This window comes from Erythrobacter sp. Alg231-14, assembly GCF_900149685.1.
In the GTDB taxonomy this organism is placed as follows: Bacteria; Pseudomonadota; Alphaproteobacteria; order Sphingomonadales; family Sphingomonadaceae; genus Erythrobacter.
Genome location: NZ_LT702999.1, coordinates 1,573,250 through 1,595,640 on the forward strand (window position 1 = coordinate 1,573,250; position 22,391 = coordinate 1,595,640).

The window sequence follows — 22,391 nt, forward strand, 5'->3', positions numbered from 1 at the left end:
GATAGCTATTGGATCATGTGTTGAATGACCGAAAAAGAGACTTTCTCCCTCATCATTCCTGCGCATAATGAAGCAACTGTCATTGCTCGATGTTTGCTAACGGCAATGCGCGGTGCACCTTCACCTGATAGTTTTGAAATTGTAGTCGCGGCCAATGGATGCACCGACGACACAGTCAAAATTGCCCGCGAAACAGCGCCCCACGCGATCGTTCTAGACATTGCTACTGGCTCCAAAACCGGCGCGATCAATGCGGGTAATCTAGCCGCTTCGCACTACCCTCGCATTGTCCTCGATGCCGATGTCGAATGCGATTATCGCTCTCTTGCTGCGCTGGCCGCATCAGTCCGCGAAGCAGGCATCATGACCGCCGCCCCCTCCATTCGATTGGAAACGGCGCACTGCAATTGGGCGATCAAGTCGTATTACGCCGCCTGGTTAAAGCAGCCCTATGCCAAGTCTGGAAAAGGCGGCGCTGGCTGCTATGCCTTGTCCAAAGCAGCCTTGGAGAGGGTTGGCGAGTTTCCCGACATCATTGGCGACGACATTTGGATCCACACACGCTTTCCCGATCATGAAAAGCGCATGGTTGCACGCACCAGTGACGGTGAGCCGGTCTTCTCAACCGTGCGCCCGCCAGCAAGCGCGTGGCAACAAGTGCGCGTCGAATCGCGGCGGATGATTGGTAATGCGGACGTTAAGCGAGATTACCCCAGCCCATATTTTGCCAACGCAAAGAAAGGCGGAGGCATCGTCGGTTCTCTGAAAAGCGGAGCGTCCCCCATAGATCTAGCGATGTTCTATGCGGTGAAGGCAATGGTCAAAATTCAAACTGGCCTCAACAAGATACGAGGGAGCAGCTCGATCTGGACTCGTGATCTCAGCTCTCGATGATGCAAAGCCAACGACCTTTTAAAGCGCAGAATGGGACATCGAAAAAGACATGACATTCTCAGACGCGATAGCGGGCAAATTCATCATCTTTGCGTCAGGAGATGCACCCAACGGGATGCGCGTGGTTGATCTAAGCGCGCGTTGGAAGATCGCTTTGGATGACACGATTGATGTTTTCCCGGTCCACACTCAAGATGCACGGATCGGCTGGTTACTGGGTGATCCGATCGACCTTCCGACCGGTAAGTTGGTGAACGCCGCGATCACTTTGGGAACATCGCACAGTGACCAATCGCCATGGGAAGAGGTCTGCAGAAGGTTTGCTGGCAGTTGGCTCTTCATCGCTATTGAGGGTGCAAACCTCGAACTGCGCCCCGATGCCAGCGCAACCATCGGCACGGTATATGAACCTCAAACCAAACGGATTGCGGCCTACACCTATCTGCTGACCCAAGAGGACTATTTCAGCCGTCTCAACGAGGAAGGTCGCATCGCCAATCGCGTCGATCAAGACGGTTGGTTCACCGGTGGCATGACGGCGCATTCGGGCATTTCACGTATTCTACCCAATCACAGTCTTTCCACTCAAGACTTTGTTCAACGTCGCATACCCATGCGCATGCCGCGCTACGGTTCTGACGCCGATGCAGTTCTCACTGATTTGCTCAGCGAATTGCGCGTCGTTGTGAACGCAATGAAAGAAGCTCGCCCAACCCATATCGCGCTCACGGGAGGGAACGAGACTCGCGTCTTGCTTGCCGCAATGCGCGAAGATGCACCAAAGCATTCCTTCATCAATCTTCAATTTGATGGCGCGCCGCTCGATCGTTTCTTGAGCAAGCAGCTTACGGAATTTTGCGATCTCAAACTTACGATATTGGATGCGATTGAGGCTAACCCAGAATCGAAAAAGGAATGGCTGCTTTATGCCGGCCATGCGATGTCTGGTGCCAACAAAGATTACTACCCTTCCACCCAAAGCCTGGCTGGCGGCGTGTTAATTGGTGGGATTGGCGGAGAAGTCGGCCGAGGTTTCTTATGGAATGACGGATTGTCAGCAGATGAGACGATCTCAATCCATTCAATCGTAAGCCGGCTAAAGCTGCCGCCTACTGCAGAAAACCTCGAAGCGGTCGAGCACTGGGCAGGATCACTGCCTGATGGGCTCGACGCCTTTCAGATTCTTGATCTTGCCTATTTGGAGCTGCGATTGGGCCCATGGGGCTTTGCCCAGCCGCGGATGCGGGTTGTGCCCCGATCTATCCATCCGCTCTTATCCTATAACCAATTCCAAAGAATGTGGTCTTTGGCCCCCGAAATGCGCACATCCAACCGCATGATGATCCGTTTGATCGAGTTGAGTTGGCCCGAATTGCTGCAAATTCCGATCAACCGTTACGGCAATTGGCGCGATCAATGGCATCCGATTTGGCAAGCCATCCAACGCCCTGACAAGGCGCTTAGAAAGATCAAACAGCTACTCGGCCGGTGAATTATCAGCCGTCGGTGCGGGCCGCATTGGTCGCGAACCAGGGCGTGCCGCATACCCTTGCTGTACTCTGCGCTGAGGTCGTCCGGCTTGCACTGGCACACCGGTGGGACGACCACCTTGTTGCTCACCGCCTTGCGGTGGCCCCGATCCGTTTGGACGATACACATAGCGTGTCGGCGGCGGGGGTCGGTAAAGGCCAAGGCTCACGGCAATTCCGGCCAGCATGAAGAACCAAACCAAGACGGTTAGCCAGATCGAAACGGAGTTAAGTCCCATGGCGAAAACACCGAAAGAAATTGCCACACCCCTCAACAAGCGGCGATCGGCAAGCGGCAGCAACACCGATGTCCTTGAGAGCAGCGTGACACCTGCGACAACCATGACCAACAAGAAGATTGACGCAGGGATACCAAATCGCAGAGCCATGATTAGCCAAAAGTGGTCGAATGACCCCGAGTGCATCCAATCTGGGCGAACCCAATCATCGTAACCAATACCAAACCATGGGTGTTGCTTGATGTTCTCGGTTCCAAAATCCCAAATGAGAACGCGGTTGTACGCTGTTGCTGTGTTGAGCGAGGCATACCGGATCAAAAGGTTGTAGAAGCCGGAGTTGCTGGTCAATTCAATGACGATGTAAAAAGCAGCGCCAGCAGACAGCAGCAACTGCCATGTCAAATTAACAACCTTCTCTGTCAGCCACTGATAAGACAAGAACGCCGCGCCCGCCAAAAGGCCCAAGAGGGCCGCCGAGCTCATAGAAAAGAACGCCGTGCACGCCGCCGCAATTCCCAAATATTTGGGCCAGCCACGGAGTCCGGAGGTTAGATAAAGCGCCAGAAAGCTTGCCATGAAAATACCGGCAAGAATGGGATGAGGAAACGGCCCTGCACCACGCAAAAAGCCCAATCGAACATCGTCTCTCAAAAGCTCAGGTGCGCCCGTAAGGCTCGCCGCTATTGGCTGGACAAATCGGACATGCGTCACAGCCTCTTGCACAAGAACAAAGCCAATCACGGCCAGCCCCGGAGCAATCAAAACTAGCAGCAACCTCAAATCTTTGGGCGTCTGAATCGAAGCCCGCGCCACCAAATAGGCGAATGCGATATCCAGAGTGTGCGAGCCACCTTGCGCAAGGGTCGTCGTGATCGAACCGCTCGTTACAAACGACGCAATCCAAATCCAAAACACGGAAAGGCCAACAAAGAGATCAGGCCATGCCGGTCGATACCGACCGCCGATTGTATTGAAGAGTAGATAGATCGTCGCGCCAAACATGAAAATTCGATACGGCGACAGCAAGAGGCCAGCGGCCCGGACGTTGAATTGTTCCGGGATAAAAAGCAGGTAAACAAGGGTCGCGGCAAGATAGATCGGCGTCAGACTTTGCGACCGTGCAGGCGCAGGCCTATAATTCGGCATAGAAACCGGGTTTTGACGATACGCTGTAGCCATGGCGGTCAGATAGCGGCTTTATGTCGGTAAATCAAAGACGGAATCTTGCTCTGCCGAAGCGCTGTGTGTGGATCTGAGACACTGTGCTATTTCACATCGTCAATGGCAGTTTTAGGTGGACTTCTCGGGCGGTATTCCTAAGAAATTTTGCGATGCAGCAACGCCCCCCTTCCGATGCAGTGGACCAATCGGGTCGACACGCGAGCAGTGACGTCGATCCTATTTTGGGTGTCGCCATCGCCGCGTTCAAATCAGAGGACATTATTGCGGGATGTCTGGACAGTTTGCTGGCCTGTAAATCCGATGTTGAAAGAGTTGTCATCACCGACAATGACAGCCCCGACAACACTCGCGCCACCATCCGACAGTGGGCAAAGGAAAACAGCGAGGCGGTCACATTTGAAGAAGGCGATGTAGGCAGTTTGACCGGTTCAAAGAGCTGGTTGGTCCTACTCAATTCGGATGTTAACGGCGGTTTTGCCTATGCAACAAACCGCAGCATCGAAGTGTTGCAAGCGGACCCCGCGATCAATCTTTTCTGGGTTCTAAATCCCGATTGCCGTGCGGCGCGCGACACGGCCTCTCAATACATCGAACAGGGGCGGGATCAGAATTTCTCTCTGATGGGGGGTCGAACGGTGTTCGAAGAGCACCGTGACATGGTGCAGACGGATGGCGGGCGTGTGTCGCGATGGACCGGCGTTTGTGCCTCGGTCAACTGGGGCGAGAAGATCAAAACGGCAAAGTTTCCTCCAAACAATTCCTTGGATTTCATCACAGGGGCAAACTGTGTCGCCTCACGTCGGTTCCTCGACGAAGTGGGGCTGATGGAGGAAGACTACTTTCTCTATTATGAGGAAGTTGATTGGGCGTTCCGGCGCAAGAACTTACCGCTAAAGACAGTGCCTAGCGCAACGGTGTGGCATTATGGTGGAACGGCCATCGGGACAGGGTCCGTCGGACGGCGCCCCTCCCCATTTTCGAACTATTTCAACTATCGAAACCGCATCCGTTTCATGAAACGTTTCAATCGAATGGGTTTGCCAGTGGCCCTTATCTTTGCGTCGCTAAAGGCGGTTCAACTTGTGCTGCTCGGTGCGGGGAAAGAAGCGCGTGCGCTCATAGCTGGCATGTTGGGCATGGCGCCTCCATCTGATGTTGCAGAGATTTTGTCACCTGACGCGCAACAAGTCGCATTCGGGAAGGATAAGTGAAGAACATGATTGTCCTGAATTTTCACGGACTGGGCTCACCTCACGATGGCATCCCCGATGATGAACGTCGCTATTGGTTGAGCTTTGACGAGTTTGATGACTTGCTCGGTCGAATTTGGTCAGACTTCAATCCGGCCAATTTTGCGTTCACGTTTGACGATGGAAACCATTCAGATTTGATCGCTGCTGATAAGCTTGCCGAAAAGGGTGTGACAGGCAGGTTTTTCGCGCTCGCCGGGCGTTTGAATGCGGATCACTACCTTTCGTCGAAGGATCTCCAGAAGCTTAAAGCAGACGGCATGATCGTTGGTTTGCACGGGCGCGATCATATCGATTGGAGGGCCTGTGATCAGGAGACAATGAAGAGCGAAGTCACAGATGCACGGTCAGAATTGGAGACCGCTTTGGGTGCTTCGATCGACGAGGTTGCTATCCCATTTGGGCGTTACAATCGGTCTGTGGCCAAATTGCTCAAAGCCGCAGGGTTCCTTCATATTCACACCAGCGACGGTGGCTACGCTAATGCAACATCAAGGTTCTGGAATCGCAACACACTGCGCAGCGATATGCCGGAAATGGAATTGTCCAACATTCTGAATGGGCGTTGGACCGCGTCTGATAGGCTGCGTCGCAATTTGGCCGGTTTTGCCAAAAGGAATTTGGTTTAAGACTTGGGGCTAGAGGGCTCGTGGTTGCTCTTGATAAGGGCGCTAGGCTAAATGATCCCGATCCCGCCATTCAGTCTCCAAACCGTTTCAACAATCGAAGAGTCTTCATGTTCCTTTTTGACAATCTGAGCGGTCAATCCAAGGCAATTGCCCCAGCCGAAATGATGAAGTCAGATCGCGCGTCGGTTAAAGCGCGCTCGCTTTTGAGCTGGGAAGAGCACTGTGTCGAATGCGCTGCACCGGCATGCTATAGTACATGCGATCTTTATGACCCTACGCCAAATGGGAAGTGTCGCCGATTTGATGGTGGTATTGTTGAATTGCGCGCCAAAGAACGATCTTTGGCACACATCAAATTCAAGAAATGGGGCAAGCTGGAAGCCCGCGGAAATGCGACTCCTGTTGCGAGTAAACAACTGGCCAAGTTGGAAGGTCGCTTGGACTGGACCAATCGGGTCTTAAACTGGATAGGTTCTGGGCTTGGCAGGATTGCCGCTACCAAATCGCACGCAAATCTGGCCGAAAGACTGCTTCGCAAAGTGAATGCGCGGATGGTCAACGCATTGCGCACGGATAGGACGTTGCCAGAGGGATTTGCGGCAGAGATTTTCGTTCCGAACGACGAAGCAATCCAATTGCAACTGGCGATCATTGTAGATCAGACCCGATTGCCTCGACCAATTGCAATGGCCGATCAACCGCGGTCGGTAAGAGCTGTTTGGAATGCTGAACCAGGCCGCAACGAATTCTGGATTGCGCGGGAAGATTTCGCGCCAATAATCGATTCCGGTCTGCCCTTTCTGGTTCAGTTGACGAGCTTTGACGAACGCACCCCCGAGATCATTGTTGGTACGCTTGATTTCGTTTGGAAAGAACAAGCGCTTTCGACAGCAGAGGCGGCAAACTCGGCCATGGCTGTCCAGCGGCCAGCGGAAAACGCCGCCCTGCCAAAGGTGAAATGTGTCGTTTTCGATCTAGACAACACTTTGTGGGACGGCGTCCTATTGGAGGGGGACGTCACTTTGCGCCCGGACGTCAAAGAGCTTTTCGAATGGCTCGATGAACGTGGCATTCTGATTTCGATTGCAAGCAAGAATGCGGAAAGTGACGCGCTGGATCAGCTAAGAGAAGAAGGGCTCGACCATCTTCTGTTGCATCCGCAAATTGGCTGGGAACCTAAATCTATCACCGTTGCCCGCATCGCATCGATGATCGACATAGGGACCGATACGCTGTTGTTTGTCGACGACAATCCATTCGAACGGGCGCAAGTTGCCGAGGCTGTCCCTTCGATTGAGGCAGTGCCCGATACGATATTGCCGGACCTGCGGGATCACCCACGCCTATCGGGCGGAGTGACTCCGGAATCGAAGAATCGCAGAGCGATGTATCAACAAGCCGCAGTGCGCGAGCAGGCTGCTGAAGAGTTCTCAGATTATCATCGATTCCTCGCCGATTGTCAGATCGTCCTTGAGATTCGTCCCGATCAGGAAAGTGATTTTGAGCGGATCGCTGAATTGGTCCAACGCACCAATCAATTGAATTTTTCTGGCCGCAAATATGATCGCGAAGCCATCACCGGTATATTGAGTGACCCAGATCAGGCACGCTTCGTCGTTGTCGCAAGCGATCGCTTCGGCAGTTATGGAACGGTTGGATTTTGTTTGGCGTCGCATGACGGTAAGACGATCACGATCGACGACTTCATGCTGTCCTGTCGCGTTCAAGGGAAATATGTTGAGCAAGCCTTGTTCGCATATCTCACCGAATACTTTGCCCCCGCCATTCAGGGTGACGCTGCTGCGAGCGGCATTGATCATGCAACCAATATGACCGTCAATTTTCAACCGACGGCCCGCAACGCTGCCGCGCTCAAGGTTCTGGAGACATTGGAATTCGTTCCGTCGGAATCGGGAGGCTTTGAGCGTGAAATCACACCAGGTGTGTTCACAGTGGATTTCATGACCATCAACGCATAGCCGCCCGGCAAACCGGACGGGCGCCAAAAACCACTTTCCTACATACAACCTATTTGGTTAAAAATAGTCATCTCTAGAAACAAATAGGATGATTGTGATGACTGATCCATTCGGCTCAACAAGCGACAGTGTAACAGCACCGGCAAGGCAAGCGTTTGCCATCACTCCGGATGACAATGCCGAACTTTCGACTTTTGCAAAGGCGATTTACGTCGGTCGGGGCGGTGATGTGATGTTGCGTGCGGTGGGCTCCGAAAGTGACGTAACCTTCGTCAATGTAGGCGGGGGCACCATCCTAGACGTGCGATGCCGCGCCATTCGGGTGACCGGCACCACCGCAGCAGAAATTGTTGGTTTGGCCTGATGCCGGGCATCGGCCTTGGCTTTGGCCTCTCAAATCGCCGGAGCGCGAAACAACCCAACAATGAACGGGTCAGCTTTGGCCAATCACCGACCTTCATGTCTGGCACAAATGGCGACTGGTTCGTCGATGGTGCGAATGGAAACGATGGAAACTTAGGCAATTCGGTTGCCGCACCATTTGCGACGATAGCCGCGGCCGTCAACGCAGCAGACAATGCGGGCGGCGATCAGATTGTCCGTGTGAGAGGCGATGGCCATCGCTACCGCGAGGCCATCGATTACATCTGGAAAGGTGTATCACCCAACAGTCTCAAAATTGCGTCATACGGATCCGAGCGACCCGTTATTTCAGGCGCTGAAGTGCTGACCGGGTGGGTGGGTTGTGACAATTCGGATGCTCCGATTCTAGGCGATGCGTGGACAAACTGTTTCAAAACGACAGTCGCCAAGACGGATTTCCCCGCGCCCGATCTATACGCAACCTTGGTTCGGGAAGGAGGTCAACTGTTGACGATCTGCGGCCTTAGAGACCCCGGCTCAAGCACCCCAGAATTCTATATCGATTCAACCGATCTGTGTTTTCGAGGGGATGAGAACGCGGGTCTATCTTTCACCACCGATACCGATGGTTACTACGAAACGATCGCGCATCCGGCATTGTTGTCCGCTTACTCAGATGCGCAATTGGAGAAAGCAATCGCGGTCCTGTGGAAGACGCCAAACTTCCACGATTGGATTGCCGTCGAAAGCGTATCAGCAGGCGTTCTGCAACTGTCCGCAAACAACGCCGATCCTCAGGCCAATATCGGAGGCGGCGCCTATGCCTTGCTAAACCTGCTTCCTAACATTCAACAAGGTCAATGGGGCTATGTCGACAACGACGATGGCTCCGTGACGTTCTTCATTTTCCCGAACGACCCAATCCATCTTTCACAAGATGTGGAATTGGCGGTGAGAACAGAAGGCTTGAGAGTGTATCGGCAAAATTCCGATACGGCCTTGACCATCGAAGGCATCAATTTCGAAATGTTTGCCCGTGTCGAGAATGACGGTTTTGCACTGAGCCTCGATGGACTGTCCAACTTAACCGGCAGCACGTCGAATGTGCGTCACTGCTCGTTCCGCCAATTCGCAGCAGAAAAAGCGATAGAGGTCAAAGCTCAAGAGCAGGGTGTCGTCATGGAAGACATCACAATCAGCCAAGGATTGGGCTTTGGCATTCAAGCCGTCGGCACACAGACAAATCCCAATGTCGGGGCAAGATTTAGTCGCTGCCTTGCGCAAGATTTGTCCCAAGCCGGCTATCGAATGTTTGGCATGCACGAATGCATTATGAAGGACATCCGGGCCGAGCGAACGAGCGCCGGTGGCCATGCGAATGCGATCAACTTTTACCAGGGTTGTGATCGGGTCGTTGTCTTGAACTATCAAGGAGCGACCGGTTTCGACGATCGCCTATTCGCTGGCTATGCCACCAACCAACGCGCCTCGAACATTTATTGGCTGCACTCCACCTTCACACCGCACCCGGCCGATGGCAGATGCTATGACGACCAAACAAACCCCACTACACCCGAACAACCCAACATTGGTGAGGGCGGAGGCTTGATCAACTGTTGGGGCGTGGACATGCCTGACCGGCGCAACACCGATCGGGATCGAGGGGGCTTTTACCTCGGAACACCCGATATGCCTTGGTCCGTGTACAACAGCGTCACGCCGGCCATCTTGAACACCGGCGGATCGGTGGACAGAAAGGGCAACATCCTAACATTCTCGTCCGCCGGCGAAGATGAAACCGAAACGGTATTGGATGCGACCGATATTTTCGCAGATCCCGCGAATTTCGACTTTCTCGCGCGGCCAAACTCCCCACTATTATCGGCGCAAGGGCAGGATTGCACTGCGATCATTCAACAGCTCGAAAACTGGTTTCCCGGAGAGAATTTTCGGCGGGACGCACTCGGTCAACCTTGGGATCCCTCCACGCCGGGTGTTGGTCCATTCGCCAGTCAGTGGGAAACCGGAGGCGAAGAGTATGTGCCGCCACCCGAGCCACCAGCAGACCCGACCGAATATTTGGTTCAGGGCGCAAGCACGGGATATTTCGCAGATGCAAGTGCCATCCCCGCTGGCACGAACCGTGTCACATTCCGAGGCAAGTTTTTCTGGCCTGCCGGCTCGCTTGCGGATTTTCAAAAGGTGTTTGCGATCTTATCGCTCGGCGGTGATCTGGAGACCCGTACCAACGATTTCCGGGCCACTGTTGAAGATGGTACAAACACCATAACGCTCGCATCGGTCATGTTTAACTCGGGTGCCGTTGCTGAGGAAAAATGGATCGATGTGGTTTTCGACATCGATCAAGTGGCCCAAACTGCAACCCTTTTCGCCAATGGCACTCCCTTTGTTCTGCCATTTACGACCGCAAGCAACGGAGTGTTCCAAACCACACGTCCAGTTAGCTTTCTTGCCGTTTCAAATGGCACCAAACCTGTGACGCAAGGTGTCCGTTCGGCCGATCTTTCGGTCGATTTCAACGGTATCCTGCACAAAGCAATCAGCAACGATCCTGCGATTGCCAACGCAGATCCTTGGCACAAAGGCGGTGAGTTTTTGGGCAATCCCTGATCTCTGCACAGTATTTGAAACCATGCCAGGCAACCTGCCCCTAGCGAAACCCGGGAAAATGCGGCAGGCGCTTGGCATGGTTCAGACTGAAAAATCAGGTGACGAGGCTCAAAGCGGAGCAGGCGGCTTGCGCGGAAAGCTCACGTCTTTGGTGCAAGCCGGCTTCAAACAATATCGCAGCCAGTTCGTCGCCTTGTTTGTGCGCGGCCTCAGCGTGTTGGCTGGATTTTCCGTTACATACATGATTGGCCGAAACTTCGGCGCTGCGGTCACGGGGCAATACGCCCTCATCACACAGACCGCGATGTTCCTTGGTGTTGTCGGGCTCTTTGGTTTGGATGTGAGCGTGGTCAGGCATCTGTCACGAGCAGTGGCAGAGGAAAAGAAGCTCGCCTTTGCGGTGTTTGCTCGCATCATGGCGATCAGTTGGGGGATGCTTGCGCTGGTCATTGTCATAATGTGGCTTGGCGGCGAACCCGCGTGGCGACTCTTCTTTGGAGATGTCGTTGATCGCAGTTTGCTTTTGATTCTCGTCTTGATGTTAATTGGTAGAGGCAGCGCGCAGTTGATCGGCGGCCTCCTTAGATCACAACACAGGTTCGCATTAGGCATTGCTGTCGTTGCGCTGTTCACACCACTCGCAACGGCCTTTGCTTTGGCCACCGGTATCGCGACAAGTTTGGAAGACGCGCTTTGGGCAACGACTATCGGCGCTTTATCCGCAACCGCCATCGGGATCATCGCGGTGTTTTCGCATGTCTCGAACGCTAGCGAAGCTCTGTTCGTGCCCGTGAAGTCGCTTATTTCATCCTCACTCCCGCTTTGGGGGGCGGGATTGGCGCTGGTTCTTGGTGAGTGGTACGGCCTTGCCGTCGCCGCGCAGGTCTTGGGAGCGGCGGAGGCTGGATTTTATCGAGTCAGCTTTCAGCTATCGGGCGCGCTGATGATGCTCTCCGTCACTCTATTCTCAGTCTATTCCGCGCAAATCAGCACGGCATTTCACGCCGGACGTCGGGACGAAGCAGCGAAATTGGCCCAGTCCGCCGTGCGTTTGAGTGTGGCACTGGCGGTTCCGACGGCGATCCTATTGATTGTAGGAGGTCGCTTTCTGCTGGGCCTTATCGGCCCACAGTTCCTCGAAGCACTTCCCGTCTTATGGACTCTCGTCATTGGGCAAATGCTCATCGCGCTAACCGGGCCCAGCGGGCTCGTACTGGCGATGTCAGGCAACGAAAAGTTGAATTTGATAATTTCTTTGACGGGGACTGGGGCGTTGCTGGTTCTTGCGCCAATCGCTGCGTATCATACTGGCCTTGTGGGGCTAGCGATTTGCATCTCGACTATACTGGTTTGCCGGAACCTTGCCGCCTATGCGTTCGTCAAATTAAGGTTGGGCATCAACATTTGGGCTGGGACTGCCCGATAGTCCATCTTAGACTGAGGCCGGTTTGGGCGGTGCTTTCTGAAGTTTGGCCGCCAAAGGTTTGATCTGCGCCAAGGCGCGCTCTTCGATCAAATGCCATGACAATATCGCCAAAATGAATGTTGGAGGGATGGACAGCGCCATATTCCCATATGGGCCCGCATCCGGGAATAAGGCAGACATCATCTGCTGAACCGGAAATGCGTAAATGTATATTCCGTAGGAATAGTCTCCGACCCTGTTGTAGCGGAGCCAATGTCCCTTTGGAACAAATCCAAACCATCCAACGGAATAGGTTAGCGCGATCAGGAAGAAGAAGGGGGTCAACACCGTGTTCAAAGCAAACGCGCACACCACCCAAAGGATCAGCGCGGTGCGCCCATCAAAGGCAAACTTCGCACGCCAAACAAACACCAGCACACCCAATGAGAATGGGAAGCCGAGCGAAATGAGCGTGTAAATCCGCATTGCGATCGGCCCCGCCGGTGGCTCAATGAACAAGCAATAGATGAACGCTAGCCCCAACGTCGCGACCAACGCGGAGACCAACCATTTGTATCGCAGAACGCCCATGACCCCTGCGATAAACAGCAGCGTGTAACAGCCCACCTCGTAGAACAACGTCCACAGGCTGCCGTTGATTGCGTTTGGATAAATGTTTGAATCAAAGACGCCCGGTAGCGGATACTGCAAAAAGGCCAGGCTCAAATTCCGAGGGATGTAAGATAGCGTCTCAGTCGAGCCAAAATAAGCGAGAATTGGCAATGTCGTGAACGCCGCACCAACGATAACTGTGAGGGACAGGACAACGACAAGCGCGGGAAAAAGACGCAGAGCGCGCGCCACCACAAATCGGGCCCAACCGTTTCCGCGATCAAAACTGTTGGCGATCAATAGGCCCGAAAGCGAAAAGAATATTGCGACCGCAAGCCATCCCAGCGATTTTCCCGCGATGTGATCAAATGGTTCTACGGCGCCAGCTCCAAGTGCGATCGGAAAAGCGTGAGAGACTAAAACGGCGCTCGCCGCGATCACCCGAATCAAATTCAGATTGTTGTCCCGACCGGCCAAATGGTCGATCATTTTGGTGTTCGACGCCGCGCTGCTCATATCAATTCTGCGCCTTTTGCGATGTCACCAGCCGACGCAAAGTCCCAAGAAAGCTCTTGAGTCCTTCTTTTACCGGCAACGATTTAAGGTTTTGGATCAGCAATAGATTATCATAGCTGGGTCGCGCTCTTCCAGCGACAGCCATGGCTGCGAGCCGGGTTGCAACCAACCCTTTTCGCTTCGCCTGATACGGCTGCATTTTGCGTATTTCGTCAGGCTCTATCGATTGAGCGACAAGCGAGCCTCCATCAACCGCGCGGCGCACCAATGCTTCGCCTTTTTGTGTGCGAGTTAGGATGATGGTGCGGCCATCGCGTTCGTCAAACATCGGTTGATCATTGTCATCAAGATGCCAGCCATCGGCGCATGTGATGTCTGCAAATTCGCCAATACCGTCAGGGCAAATCTTGCAGCGGAATTGAAGATGCCGATTAAGGATACGCCCCCAACTGGTGTCGTAATCCATTTGCAATCGACGACCACCGCTCAATTCGGCAGTGGCAAATCCGGGCCATCCATCACCACGATACCGAAACGCCGTCACATCATCTTCGTTGTCGACGCCCATTTCGCGGAGCAATTGCGTGGTCCCTCGATAACTCGGCACACCTCCGCACATAAAGGCGAGCATAAAGGCCACTTTGTCGTCTACACGCCGGTCATGGCGCGCAAGTTGGCGCAATGCGGCCACGTCACACGGCTTACCCACAAACGCGAAACGTCCCGGAGCATCCAACCGCGCCCCAATATCTTCAAGCGGTGACGAAGGCGCGTATCGCGAACCCGCAGCGTGAAAGACCTCATCGCTCTTAGAACTGATTGTCACCGCATTGCGAATAGGCGACGCCGGAGAGACGACGGTTTGCACCACATAATCGATTTCGCCGCTGTCGAGCAGGTGATTGAGGATCGCGGAGAGTCCGCCACCAGAAGAGGCATTCTGACGCAATTCTGGATCGCTGCTCCAGCCCAATCTTGCGGCGGCGAGTGGTCCCCAATTTGGGTGGTACGGTGCGTCAAACTCTGACGGATCGTGCCGAATATTCACTCCGGGGCAGGTCGCATCGATCAATCGCGCTTGATCGGCGTCGATGGTTCTAACTTTTGTTGGCCGTCGAAATCCTTCGGAGGATTCCTGCATTACAATCGCGGAATCATCCGACGCGCCAATGCCCGCACACAGACCGCATCCCGAACAAAGTCCCCGATCTTTGATCGTGTCGATATCAAGCATCGGCGGCAACGCGTTCGGCGATCTTTTGATCAAGGAAAGTCGTGTAGGCTTTCAACCGCCGTTGCGCTTCTGCATTCGCAGCCACCGCTTCGGATCGGATCGCCGGCACATCATTCAATGCGGCCTCAAACCTTGCATAGACGGTCTCATCGTCATCTGAGGTCAGGTCAGAATTCCAATCATAGCCCAATGACCCGAACAGCCCACTAAATTTGCGGCTGTATCCCAGGGGAACGACCGCGGTACCCGACGACAGGGCAGCAATGGTCGCGTGCATCCGGCTACCGGCGAAAAGGTCCAGATTTGCGATGTAGCTTTTTGCTTCGGACGGACCGCTGAAACGAGCCGGCAATTTCGCGTCGGGATATCGCTCCTTCAAAACCTCAGAGACCGCATAATCGTCTTCGTACGGAGTAGCCGCAGCCAAAACGTGGGGGACAAGGTGCAATTCTACGCGTGGGTCCGACGACAATCGCTCAAGAATCCGATCGATCAAAACCGGATAATCAACCGTCAGTTTAATCCGATCACCGGTCGCCAAATCGCGGCGATACATCAATGCAGAGACGTTAATGCCGACCTTGATCGGTCCATTCGCAAGGTCACGCCCTTCCTTGTCCGGCGCGGCCTGAAACGGCAGCGCGAATGCCACATCGGTGGTTAGCGATGATCGGTGCCCTTGCCCAAGATCCTTCAAAATCTTGAACGATGGTTCGTCCCGGGCGAAAATTTGGTCGGTCATATTCATCACGCCAACCGCAGCGCTGCGTGCAGGGGCAGAATAGTATGGACCAATTGTCTGCGGGCTCAAAACCAAGGCTGGTCCGGCCAACTTGGCCGCGATCTTGGACGCGATAATCAACCAATATCGGCGCGCCGCGTAGATGTCAGAGAAGCTATCGCCCCCACCAATGTCGAACACAATATCGCAGCGTCGGAATGTTCTGTGCAAATTTGAGAATGGGTTGGCCAATGCTTTGTAGCCGACATTTTCATAGTGGTTTTCAAACGCGATCTCGTGGCTGTAATCGAAGGCACCGCGTGCACCGGTTAAGTGAAAGACCGGGCGACGACCGGCCTTCTCCACGGCCGCGCCAATCAGATTAGCGTTCGCCACCGAAAGCGCACCAACACCAAGATTCTCATTCAAGAACGAATGCCACAACAGGCCGATATGCAGGGGTTTGTCGGTCATTATGCCGCGCCCTTCGCCCCGTCGGAAAGAAGCGGTCGCCACCATTCTTCATGCGTCAAATACCAACGCAACGTCTGTCTCAGACCCTCGTCAAAAGTGCGCGTCGCGCTGTATCCCAGCTCGTAGCGGGCCTTTGTTTCATCAATCGCATACCGCCGATCATGGCCGGCGCGATCGGTCACGAACGTCTTAAGGTTCTCGCTTTTTTGCCCCTTGGCCGCAGGCGCGTCGGGATATCGATCGGCCAAGCCGTCAATCTCTTCAAATGCCAAATCAGCCTCTCGGCAGATGGCATCAATCACTTCCATATTGGGCAATTCTGCACCGCCGCCAATATTGTATGTTTCGCCCGGCTGGCCCTTAATCAAACACGCTTCGATGCCGCGACAATGATCTTCCACGTGCAGCCAATCGCGCACATTCATGCCATCCCCATAAATCGGCAAATTCCGACCGGACAAAGCGTTGAGAAGGAACAGAGGGATCAGTTTTTCAGGATATTGGTATGGGCCGTAATTGTTGGAACAATTGCTCGTCGTGACGTCCAATCCGTAAGTGTGATGATAGGCCCGGACCAAATGATCGGAAGCAGCTTTCGATGCGGAGTATGGCGAGTTTGGAGCATAAGCCGTCGTCTCACTAAACGCTGGATCGTCATCACCCAGTGATCCATACACTTCATCGGTAGAGATATGGTGGAAACGGTGGTCCTTGCCATCGCCGTCCAGCCAAACCGCGCGGGCCGCTTTCAAGAGGCTGTTCGTGCCTAAGATGTTGGTGTCGATAAAAGCATCGGGTCCTGTGATTGAACGATCGACGTGGCTTTCCGCTGCAAAGTGAACAATCGTCTGAATGTCGCGATCGCGCAGGAGTTTTTCGACAAGGTCTTGATTGCGAATATCACCCACGATCAATTCCGCATGCGGCGCCCCCGCAATCGTTGAACGGTTGCCGGCATAAGTGAGCGCGTCGAGGACAATCAACTGATCGTCCGGATGCCGCTCATTCCAATAATGGACGAAGTTGCCGCCAATAAAACCGGCGCCACCGGTGACAAGTAAATTAGCCAAGTGCTGCTTCCTCTTTAAGCATTTTGCGCAGATTTTCGCGCCAATGGACCGGCGTTGTTTTGAGCGTTTCCAGCGTCGCGGAACAATCAAGCACCGAGTAGGCCGGGCGCGACGCGGGTGTTGGGTAGTCGGCGGTCGTGATCGGATTGATCGTTGGAATATCTTTGATCAGGCCCAGCTCTTGCGCGTCTTGCGCGATCGCAACGGCAAATTCATGCCAGCTTATCGATCCGTCGTCGGTGTGATGATATGTGCCAGTGGCACCGGCATCGACCAAGCCCCAAATGGTTTGCGCCAAACCACTGGCCCAAGTTGGCGAGCCAATCTGATCCGCTACCACGCCCAACGTATCGCGTTCGTTCATCAATCGAATCATGGTGCGCACGAAATTTGCCCCGCCCGCTTCGTAGACCCACGCCGTCCGAACCAACAGATCGGCGTTTCGCAAATGGTCCTCGCCGGCGGCTTTCGTCCGGCCATAGACGCTAATCGGGGCGCGTTGGTCATCGGGTCTATAAGGCTTGGAGGATGTTCCATCGAAGACAAAATCGGTTGAAACGTGAACGAGCTTTCCGCCTTGCCGCTCCATCGCATTTGCCATCAACAAGACGGCATCGGCGTTGATCGCCTGTGCGAGTTCTTCGTCGCTCTCCGCCTTATCAACGGCGGTGTAAGCAGCCGCGTTGATGATAAGATCAGGAGATTCAGCGTCTAACTTAGCGGACAGCATCGCTGCGTCTGTTAGGTCAACATCGTCGACATCAATTGCAGTGATTTCGGCATGCGATGGGGCCTGCCGTTGAAGCGCGCCGCCCAATTGTCCGCCCGCACCTGTGATCAGAACCTTCATGCCAAACCCCTTACCCTGACCCGGTCATGCAAACGATGGTATATCGGCCAAGGCAAGACCGAACGCATCTTTATCGGATATGATCGGATCGAGATCGCTGACCGGCCATTCAATACCAACGGATGGATCATCCCACGCCAATGTATGTTCCGCCTGCGGAGCATAAGGTGCGGTGCATTTGTATAGGAAATCGGTGTCGTCGCTAAGCGTAAGGAAACCGTGCGCGAACCCTTCGGGCACCCAAAACATCCGGTTGTTCGCGGCCGACAATTCAACGCCGGTCCATTTGCCGAAATGCGCAGATGACTTTCTCAAATCCACCGCCACATCGAAAACAGCGCCGCGCGCCACGCGGACCAATTTCCCTTGCGGACCAGGATTCTGAAAATGCAGGCCCCGCAACACGCCCTTTTGTGAATGGCTGTGATTGTCCTGGACAAAGGAGAAATCCAAACCGGCATCGCGAAACCCGGCCTCATTCCATGTTTCCATAAAAAAGCCACGCGCATCGCCGAACACGCGAGGTTCAATGATCAATGGGCCTGGAATGTCTGTTTCAATGATGTTCAAGGCAGCACCGGTCGTTCGAGCAGACTTAGCAAATATTCGCCGTAACCCGATTTGCGCAAAGGTTCTGCGATCGCCGCAAGCTCGCTGTCGCTAATGAACCCTTGGCTCCACGCGATCTCTTCGGGACAGGCGATTTTGAGGCCCTGACGCTCTTCTGTGATCCGCACATATGTTGCGGCGTCCAACAAGGATGCATGGGTGCCAGTATCAAGCCATGCATATCCTCGACCCATGATTTCAACCGACATCGCACCTTCATCAAGGTAAAGTCGATTCAGGTCGGTTATCTCCAATTCACCGCGCGCAGAAGGCGCAAGATCACGAGCACGATCAACGACGGTATCGTCGTAAAAATAGAGCCCCGTAACCGCGTAATTCGATTTGGGCACAGCCGGTTTTTCTTCGATTGAAACCGCTTTCCCAGATCCATCAAATTCCACCACGCCAAACGCTTGGGGATCGTTGACGCGATAGGCAAAGACGGTGGATCCGTTCTCCCTCGCATTGGCGTTCCGCAAAAGATCGGGCAGTCCATGCCCGTAAAAGATGTTGTCGCCCAAGATCAGAGCGCTCGGCCCGCCGGCGACAAAGTCGGCGCCGATGTGAAACGCCTGTGCCAAACCTTCGGGCCGGGGTTGTTCGGCATATGATAGATTGACGCCAAAGGCCGATCCATCGCCCAAAACCCGCTGAAATTGGCCCGCGTCCTCTGGCGTGGTGATAATCAAAATGTCTTGAATCCCCGCAAGCATCAACGTGCTCAACGGGTAATAAATCATTGGCTTGTCGAAAATCGGCATGAGCTGTTTCGAAACGCCCTTTGTGAGCGGATACAGCCGTGTTCCTGATCCCCCTGCCAGAATGATGCCTTTACGTGGTTTTCCCACTGTCCCCGCCCTTAAATTCTGTGCCTGTAGAATGCTTGTCGCATTGCAGCATGCCCCATAGTGGTCAACACCTAATCGCGACCGGCGACGCATGGCACGTGGTGCGTATCGCCTGAACGCTGGTCAAACTGCGCCATTTGGCCCATTACGGCACAGCGCCGCGCACTTTGCGCACAATCAACCGCCACCCAAACTTCGGATCAACCACAGCGAAACACATGATGGATACGTCATCAATTGATGGGTTTCTGGCGGAGACAGTGCGCGGATTGCGTGGGGGTGTGCCCCCGGTTTGGCCATCGGGCGAAACAGTGGATTGGCGGGCCGTTTGGTCACGCATCGATTACCACGGCGTCCCTTTGCTGCTCCATTCATCCAAGGATCGCCTTGTCGGCTGGCCCGACGCATTGTTGGACCGGATTGTCGAAGAGGCGCGATTGATCGTCTTGTGGGAAACAACCCATCGCGATGCAGTCACCAAAATTCTCACTGCGCTACACGAAGCCGGCATTGATGCCATCGTGATGAAAGGGACGGCGCTGGCCTATTCCTTTCACAATGACCCGGCGATCCGCCGCAGGGGCGACACCGATTTACTGGTCCGCCCGCGCGATCAAGAACGCACAAGAGCGATTTTCCGCGACCTAGGATGGTACAAGCGAGACGACCCTCACGGATTGTATCATCAAGAAGGATGGCTGCACGATGCGGCGGGATTCTTCGTCCATTCCATCGATTTGCATTGGGAACCCACGGACAAGCCCGTCTTGCACAATGTCTTGCCGATTGATGGGTTCTTCGATCGAAAACACGCGGTTTCACGACTTGGCGTAGGCGCATTTCGCCCGGATGTTGCGATCATGTTGGTCCACGCCACGACCAATCAGAAATGGCACGCTCAACACGGGTATGATGCAGAAGACGGACGGTTGACCGGGCCAAGGCGGCTTTTGTGGTCCGTTGATTTCGATCTTCTGGTCCAGAACATGGCAATCGATGATTGGGAACGGCTCATCTCACATTGTTCTCGCGTGAAAATTGGCCCTCTCGTTGCCGAAGCTTTGATCGGAGCGGCGGCGGATTTGGGCACCGTACTGCCCGATGACGCGATGGCGATCCTACGCGGTGGAGAGCTTGACCCGGGCATTCAGACCTATTTCACCGATCCAGATAGCCTGAGCCAATTCTGGCTCGACCTAAACAGCACCCCTGGCGCGGCAAAAAAGATACAACTTATCATGCACCGCGCGTTTGCTCCGCGCGACCATTTGTTGGAAAAGTATCCCTCAGCGAAAGGATGGCCGACTTTGTTGTTACAAGGACGGATGTGGGTTGAAACAATCGGACGCCTGATCAGGCGCAAAGGTGCAGAATGAGCGTCGGTTTCTGGCTAGAATGGGCACGGCGATTCCGGTGGCAATTGGCATGGATTAGCGGCCTCACCATCCTCAGCTCCGCGGCAACATTGGTCGTCCCATGGATCGCTGCGCAAATCTTAGGTGGCCTGTTTTCACCTGAGACCGGCGATACCTCCAGCGTGAACATCTCTCAATTGCTCGCAATTTTGATCGGCGTGCTTGTCGCGCTGACCATTTTGAATGTGGCCGCGTCGATCCTGTCTGAACGGTCGTCCACCACCATCCTGACAGAGCTGCGAAAACGCATCTACAACCATGTGCAGATGATGCAATTGGGCTTTCACGATGCAGCGCGGCGTGGCGATATACTCGCGCTGACATCCTATGAAGTCGGCAATCTCAGCGACTTTCTAGCCGGCACGATCGCCAATGCTCCGGCCATGATTTTGACCGCTATTGGGGCGATCCTCGTTTTGTTCTGGATTGATCCTGTGATGGCGATGATTGTGCCGCTGCTGATCCCGATATTCGTCGTGATGATGAAACTTGCCGGGCGGCGCCTGCGCGAGGTGTCGGGAAGGGTTCGTGCTGCTGAGGTTGAACTGATCGCGATCGCAGAGCGCGATTTGGAAATGCTCCCTGCGATAAAAGCCTACGCAACAGAGGAACATCACAGGGCAGAATTTGCAGAAGCGGCCGAGAATTCACGCGCGTTGGCCGTGGATCAAGCGACCCTCAACGCTTTTATAGGCCCGCTTATGGCGTTGGTTGCTGCGCTTGCGGCCATCGCCGTATTGGTCGTCGCCAGCGAGCAATTGCTGCAAGAGGGCAATTCCCCCGGAGAGCTGTTCGCGTTCTTGCTGTACGCCGCGCTCTTGACGCGCCCTGTTGGCGCGCTCGCCAATATGTACGGTTCATACCAAATGGCGCGAGGGACTTTGGCCCGTCTTGAGGATATTCTCGCGCTCGCGCCTGAGCCCGGCCATGACAAAGGCCTTCGGTTGAATAGGGCGAAAGGCGCAATTGAATTGGAAGGAGTGGAATTCCGCTATCCGGGACGAGATCCCGTGTTGAGCGGATTGAGCCTCGCGATTGCTCCGGGTGAAATCGTCGCAATGACGGGTGATAACGGGGTGGGTAAATCGACCCTCGTTAGGTTGCTGTTGCGGCTTTATTCGGCGGATGCCGGGACGATCGCTTTGGATGGGACCGATATCACCCATATTCAGGTGCAAGATCTGCGTCGCCAATTTGGCTATGTCCCGCAACGCGCGCTTTTGTTCAACGGGACCATCGCGGACAACATCGCGTTCGGTCAGGCGGCCGATCGCCGTGATGCGACGATCGCCAACGCCGCCCGTCTGGCTCAAGCAGAAGAGTTTATCATGGCTCTACCAGACGGATTCGATACCGAAATCGGCGATCACGGCGTGCGTTTGTCGGGCGGTCAACGGCAACGCATTGCCTTGGCCAGGGCGCTGTATCGCGATCCTCCCATCTACATCTTGGACGAAGCAACAAGCATGTATGACCTCGAGAGTGAGGCGGCGTTTGTCGAAAGCTGTGTTGATTCGTTAAAAGGGCGAACCGTGATCATCATCACCCACCGACCCGCCAGCTTGGCGTTGGCAGATAGAGTGTTGAATATGAGTGCCACCGGAGTGACCCAAATTGCCGCGAAAGGCGATTAGGCGGTTTCGGCCGCGATCAATTTTTGATCCTGCAATTGTTGAGCAAGGGCGATCAGATCGGCCTCAATCTGTTGAGCAGGGGCGTTGAATTCGCTCTCGATGCAGTCGCACAATTCTTTCAAAGTGTGCGGACGCTCCGAAAGCAATTCCCAAATCCGTCCGCCAACCGTGTCCAAGCCAAAATACTGGCCGCTGGTTAGGTCGAGCAGAACCATTTCGCCGCCCACCTCGCGCGCTACAACGTCATCGGTGACTGTAAATCGATCGCTTAGCTGCATGAGCAGACCACTTTACCCCTAATCCTGCG

19 protein-coding genes are annotated in these 22,391 nt (G+C 54.4%); 10 read left to right on the top strand and 9 right to left on the bottom strand.

The genetic code is table 11. The annotated features are described in order from the left end of the window. Positions 1–24 precede the first annotated feature (24 nt). The gene (locus BQ8290_RS07445) at positions 25–894 is read left to right on the top strand and encodes a glycosyltransferase (protein WP_108788935.1); all 870 of its coding nucleotides are present in this window, start codon (positions 25–27) and stop codon (positions 892–894) included. Positions 895–943: 49 nt separating this feature from the next. Further along, positions 944–2,386, top strand: coding sequence for a hypothetical protein (locus tag BQ8290_RS07450; RefSeq protein ID WP_108788937.1), 1,443 nt, complete (start codon positions 944–946; stop codon positions 2,384–2,386). Here the strand turns inward: BQ8290_RS07450 and BQ8290_RS07455 are convergent. Then, entirely contained in the window at positions 2,372–3,808 is a 1,437-nt protein-coding gene (locus BQ8290_RS07455) for an O-antigen ligase family protein (RefSeq protein WP_337661112.1), read from the bottom strand. The genes BQ8290_RS07450 and BQ8290_RS07455 overlap by 15 nt on opposite strands. Positions 3,809–3,993: 185 nt before the next feature. Between BQ8290_RS07455 and BQ8290_RS07460 the strand changes: the two genes are divergently transcribed. The 6 genes from BQ8290_RS07460 to BQ8290_RS07485 all read left to right on the top strand — a co-directional run bounded on the left by BQ8290_RS07460 (position 3,994) and on the right by BQ8290_RS07485 (position 12,122). Next, positions 3,994–5,055 carry a glycosyltransferase gene (locus tag BQ8290_RS07460; RefSeq protein WP_108788941.1) on the top strand — a complete coding sequence of 354 codons (1,062 nt, stop codon included), beginning with the start codon at positions 3,994–3,996 and terminating at the stop codon, positions 5,053–5,055. 5 nt (positions 5,056–5,060) lie between these two features. Beyond that, positions 5,061–5,723, top strand: a complete 663-nt coding sequence (locus BQ8290_RS07465) for a polysaccharide deacetylase family protein (RefSeq protein ID WP_108788943.1) — start codon at positions 5,061–5,063, stop codon at positions 5,721–5,723. A 107-nt stretch (positions 5,724–5,830) separates the two neighbouring features. Continuing rightward, complete coding sequence (locus BQ8290_RS07470; RefSeq protein WP_108788945.1) at positions 5,831–7,702, top strand: HAD-IIIC family phosphatase; 1,872 nt, start codon at positions 5,831–5,833, stop codon at positions 7,700–7,702. A gap of 97 nt (positions 7,703–7,799) precedes the next feature. Next, positions 7,800–8,066 carry a spike base protein, RCAP_Rcc01079 family gene (locus BQ8290_RS07475; RefSeq protein WP_108792108.1) on the top strand — a complete coding sequence of 89 codons (267 nt, stop codon included), beginning with the start codon at positions 7,800–7,802 and terminating at the stop codon, positions 8,064–8,066. Further along, positions 8,066–10,696 carry a hypothetical protein gene (locus BQ8290_RS07480; protein WP_108788947.1) on the top strand — a complete coding sequence of 877 codons (2,631 nt, stop codon included), beginning with the start codon at positions 8,066–8,068 and terminating at the stop codon, positions 10,694–10,696. The genes BQ8290_RS07475 and BQ8290_RS07480 overlap by 1 nt, the downstream gene beginning before the upstream one ends. Positions 10,697–10,772: 76 nt before the next feature. Next, positions 10,773–12,122 (top strand): oligosaccharide flippase family protein, encoded by a 1,350-nt coding sequence (locus tag BQ8290_RS07485; RefSeq protein ID WP_337661197.1) that lies wholly within the window; start codon positions 10,773–10,775, stop codon positions 12,120–12,122. Positions 12,123–12,128: 6 nt separating this feature from the next. Here BQ8290_RS07485 and BQ8290_RS07490 read toward each other — a convergent pair whose 3' ends face one another. The 7 genes from BQ8290_RS07490 to rfbA are packed head-to-tail and all read right to left on the bottom strand — an operon-like array spanning position 12,129 to position 19,035. Further along, positions 12,129–13,229 (bottom strand): acyltransferase family protein, encoded by a 1,101-nt coding sequence (locus BQ8290_RS07490; protein ID WP_108788951.1) that lies wholly within the window; start codon positions 13,227–13,229, stop codon positions 12,129–12,131. A 1-nt stretch (position 13,230) separates the two neighbouring features. Then, complete coding sequence (locus BQ8290_RS07495; RefSeq protein ID WP_108788953.1) at positions 13,231–14,463, bottom strand: Coenzyme F420 hydrogenase/dehydrogenase, beta subunit C-terminal domain; 1,233 nt, start codon at positions 14,461–14,463, stop codon at positions 13,231–13,233. Further along, positions 14,456–15,658: a polysaccharide pyruvyl transferase family protein gene (locus tag BQ8290_RS07500; RefSeq protein ID WP_337661198.1), complete on the bottom strand. Its 1,203-nt coding sequence runs from the start codon at positions 15,656–15,658 to the stop codon at positions 14,456–14,458. Before BQ8290_RS07500 ends, BQ8290_RS07495 begins: the two co-directional genes overlap by 8 nt. Beyond that, positions 15,658–16,728, bottom strand: coding sequence for a dTDP-glucose 4,6-dehydratase (rfbB, locus tag BQ8290_RS07505; RefSeq protein ID WP_108788955.1), 1,071 nt, complete (start codon positions 16,726–16,728; stop codon positions 15,658–15,660). Before rfbB ends, BQ8290_RS07500 begins: the two co-directional genes overlap by 1 nt. Next, on the bottom strand, positions 16,721–17,578 hold the full coding sequence (gene rfbD / locus BQ8290_RS07510; RefSeq protein ID WP_108788957.1) for a dTDP-4-dehydrorhamnose reductase: 858 nt from the start codon (positions 17,576–17,578) through the stop codon (positions 16,721–16,723). Before rfbD ends, rfbB begins: the two co-directional genes overlap by 8 nt. A 24-nt stretch (positions 17,579–17,602) precedes the next feature. Then, entirely contained in the window at positions 17,603–18,148 is a 546-nt protein-coding gene (rfbC, locus tag BQ8290_RS07515) for a dTDP-4-dehydrorhamnose 3,5-epimerase (protein WP_108788959.1), read from the bottom strand. Further along, complete coding sequence (gene rfbA, locus BQ8290_RS07520; RefSeq protein WP_337661199.1) at positions 18,145–19,035, bottom strand: glucose-1-phosphate thymidylyltransferase RfbA; 891 nt, start codon at positions 19,033–19,035, stop codon at positions 18,145–18,147. The genes rfbC and rfbA overlap by 4 nt, the downstream gene beginning before the upstream one ends. A gap of 218 nt (positions 19,036–19,253) precedes the next feature. On the opposite strand from rfbA, the gene BQ8290_RS07525 reads away from it, so the two are divergent. After that, positions 19,254–20,411 carry a nucleotidyltransferase family protein gene (locus BQ8290_RS07525; protein ID WP_337661200.1) on the top strand — a complete coding sequence of 386 codons (1,158 nt, stop codon included), beginning with the start codon at positions 19,254–19,256 and terminating at the stop codon, positions 20,409–20,411. Next, a complete protein-coding gene (locus BQ8290_RS07530) occupies positions 20,408–22,084 on the top strand; it encodes an ABC transporter transmembrane domain-containing protein (protein ID WP_108788965.1) in 1,677 nt (558 codons plus the stop codon). Before BQ8290_RS07525 ends, BQ8290_RS07530 begins: the two co-directional genes overlap by 4 nt. On the opposite strand, the gene BQ8290_RS07535 is transcribed toward BQ8290_RS07530, so the two are convergent. Next, a complete protein-coding gene (locus BQ8290_RS07535) occupies positions 22,081–22,362 on the bottom strand; it encodes a PqqD family peptide modification chaperone (RefSeq protein WP_108788967.1) in 282 nt (93 codons plus the stop codon). The genes BQ8290_RS07530 and BQ8290_RS07535 overlap by 4 nt on opposite strands. Positions 22,363–22,391 lie beyond the last annotated feature (29 nt).

What these genes read in the sequence shown, in the direction of transcription:
- BQ8290_RS07500 (WP_337661198.1), bottom strand. Translation starts at nt 15,658, where the DNA reads ATGACCGACAAACCCCTGCATATCGGCCTGTTGTGGCATTCGTTCTTG.
- BQ8290_RS07445 (WP_108788935.1), top strand. Translation starts at nt 25, where the DNA reads ATGACCGAAAAAGAGACTTTCTCCCTCATCATTCCTGCGCATAATGAA.
- BQ8290_RS07480 (WP_108788947.1), top strand. Translation starts at nt 8,066, where the DNA reads ATGCCGGGCATCGGCCTTGGCTTTGGCCTCTCAAATCGCCGGAGCGCG.
- BQ8290_RS07450 (WP_108788937.1), top strand. Translation starts at nt 944, where the DNA reads ATGACATTCTCAGACGCGATAGCGGGCAAATTCATCATCTTTGCGTCA.
- BQ8290_RS07525 (WP_337661200.1), top strand. Translation starts at nt 19,254, where the DNA reads ATGATGGATACGTCATCAATTGATGGGTTTCTGGCGGAGACAGTGCGC.
- BQ8290_RS07470 (WP_108788945.1), top strand. Translation starts at nt 5,831, where the DNA reads ATGTTCCTTTTTGACAATCTGAGCGGTCAATCCAAGGCAATTGCCCCA.
- BQ8290_RS07490 (WP_108788951.1), bottom strand. Translation starts at nt 13,229, where the DNA reads ATGAGCAGCGCGGCGTCGAACACCAAAATGATCGACCATTTGGCCGGT.
- rfbD (WP_108788957.1), bottom strand. Translation starts at nt 17,578, where the DNA reads ATGAAGGTTCTGATCACAGGTGCGGGCGGACAATTGGGCGGCGCGCTT.
- BQ8290_RS07495 (WP_108788953.1), bottom strand. Translation starts at nt 14,463, where the DNA reads ATGCTTGATATCGACACGATCAAAGATCGGGGACTTTGTTCGGGATGC.
- BQ8290_RS07465 (WP_108788943.1), top strand. Translation starts at nt 5,061, where the DNA reads ATGATTGTCCTGAATTTTCACGGACTGGGCTCACCTCACGATGGCATC.
- BQ8290_RS07455 (WP_337661112.1), bottom strand. Translation starts at nt 3,808, where the DNA reads ATGCCGAATTATAGGCCTGCGCCTGCACGGTCGCAAAGTCTGACGCCG.
- BQ8290_RS07475 (WP_108792108.1), top strand. Translation starts at nt 7,800, where the DNA reads ATGACTGATCCATTCGGCTCAACAAGCGACAGTGTAACAGCACCGGCA.
- BQ8290_RS07530 (WP_108788965.1), top strand. Translation starts at nt 20,408, where the DNA reads ATGAGCGTCGGTTTCTGGCTAGAATGGGCACGGCGATTCCGGTGGCAA.
- BQ8290_RS07485 (WP_337661197.1), top strand. Translation starts at nt 10,773, where the DNA reads ATGGTTCAGACTGAAAAATCAGGTGACGAGGCTCAAAGCGGAGCAGGC.
- BQ8290_RS07535 (WP_108788967.1), bottom strand. Translation starts at nt 22,362, where the DNA reads ATGCAGCTAAGCGATCGATTTACAGTCACCGATGACGTTGTAGCGCGC.
- BQ8290_RS07460 (WP_108788941.1), top strand. Translation starts at nt 3,994, where the DNA reads ATGCAGCAACGCCCCCCTTCCGATGCAGTGGACCAATCGGGTCGACAC.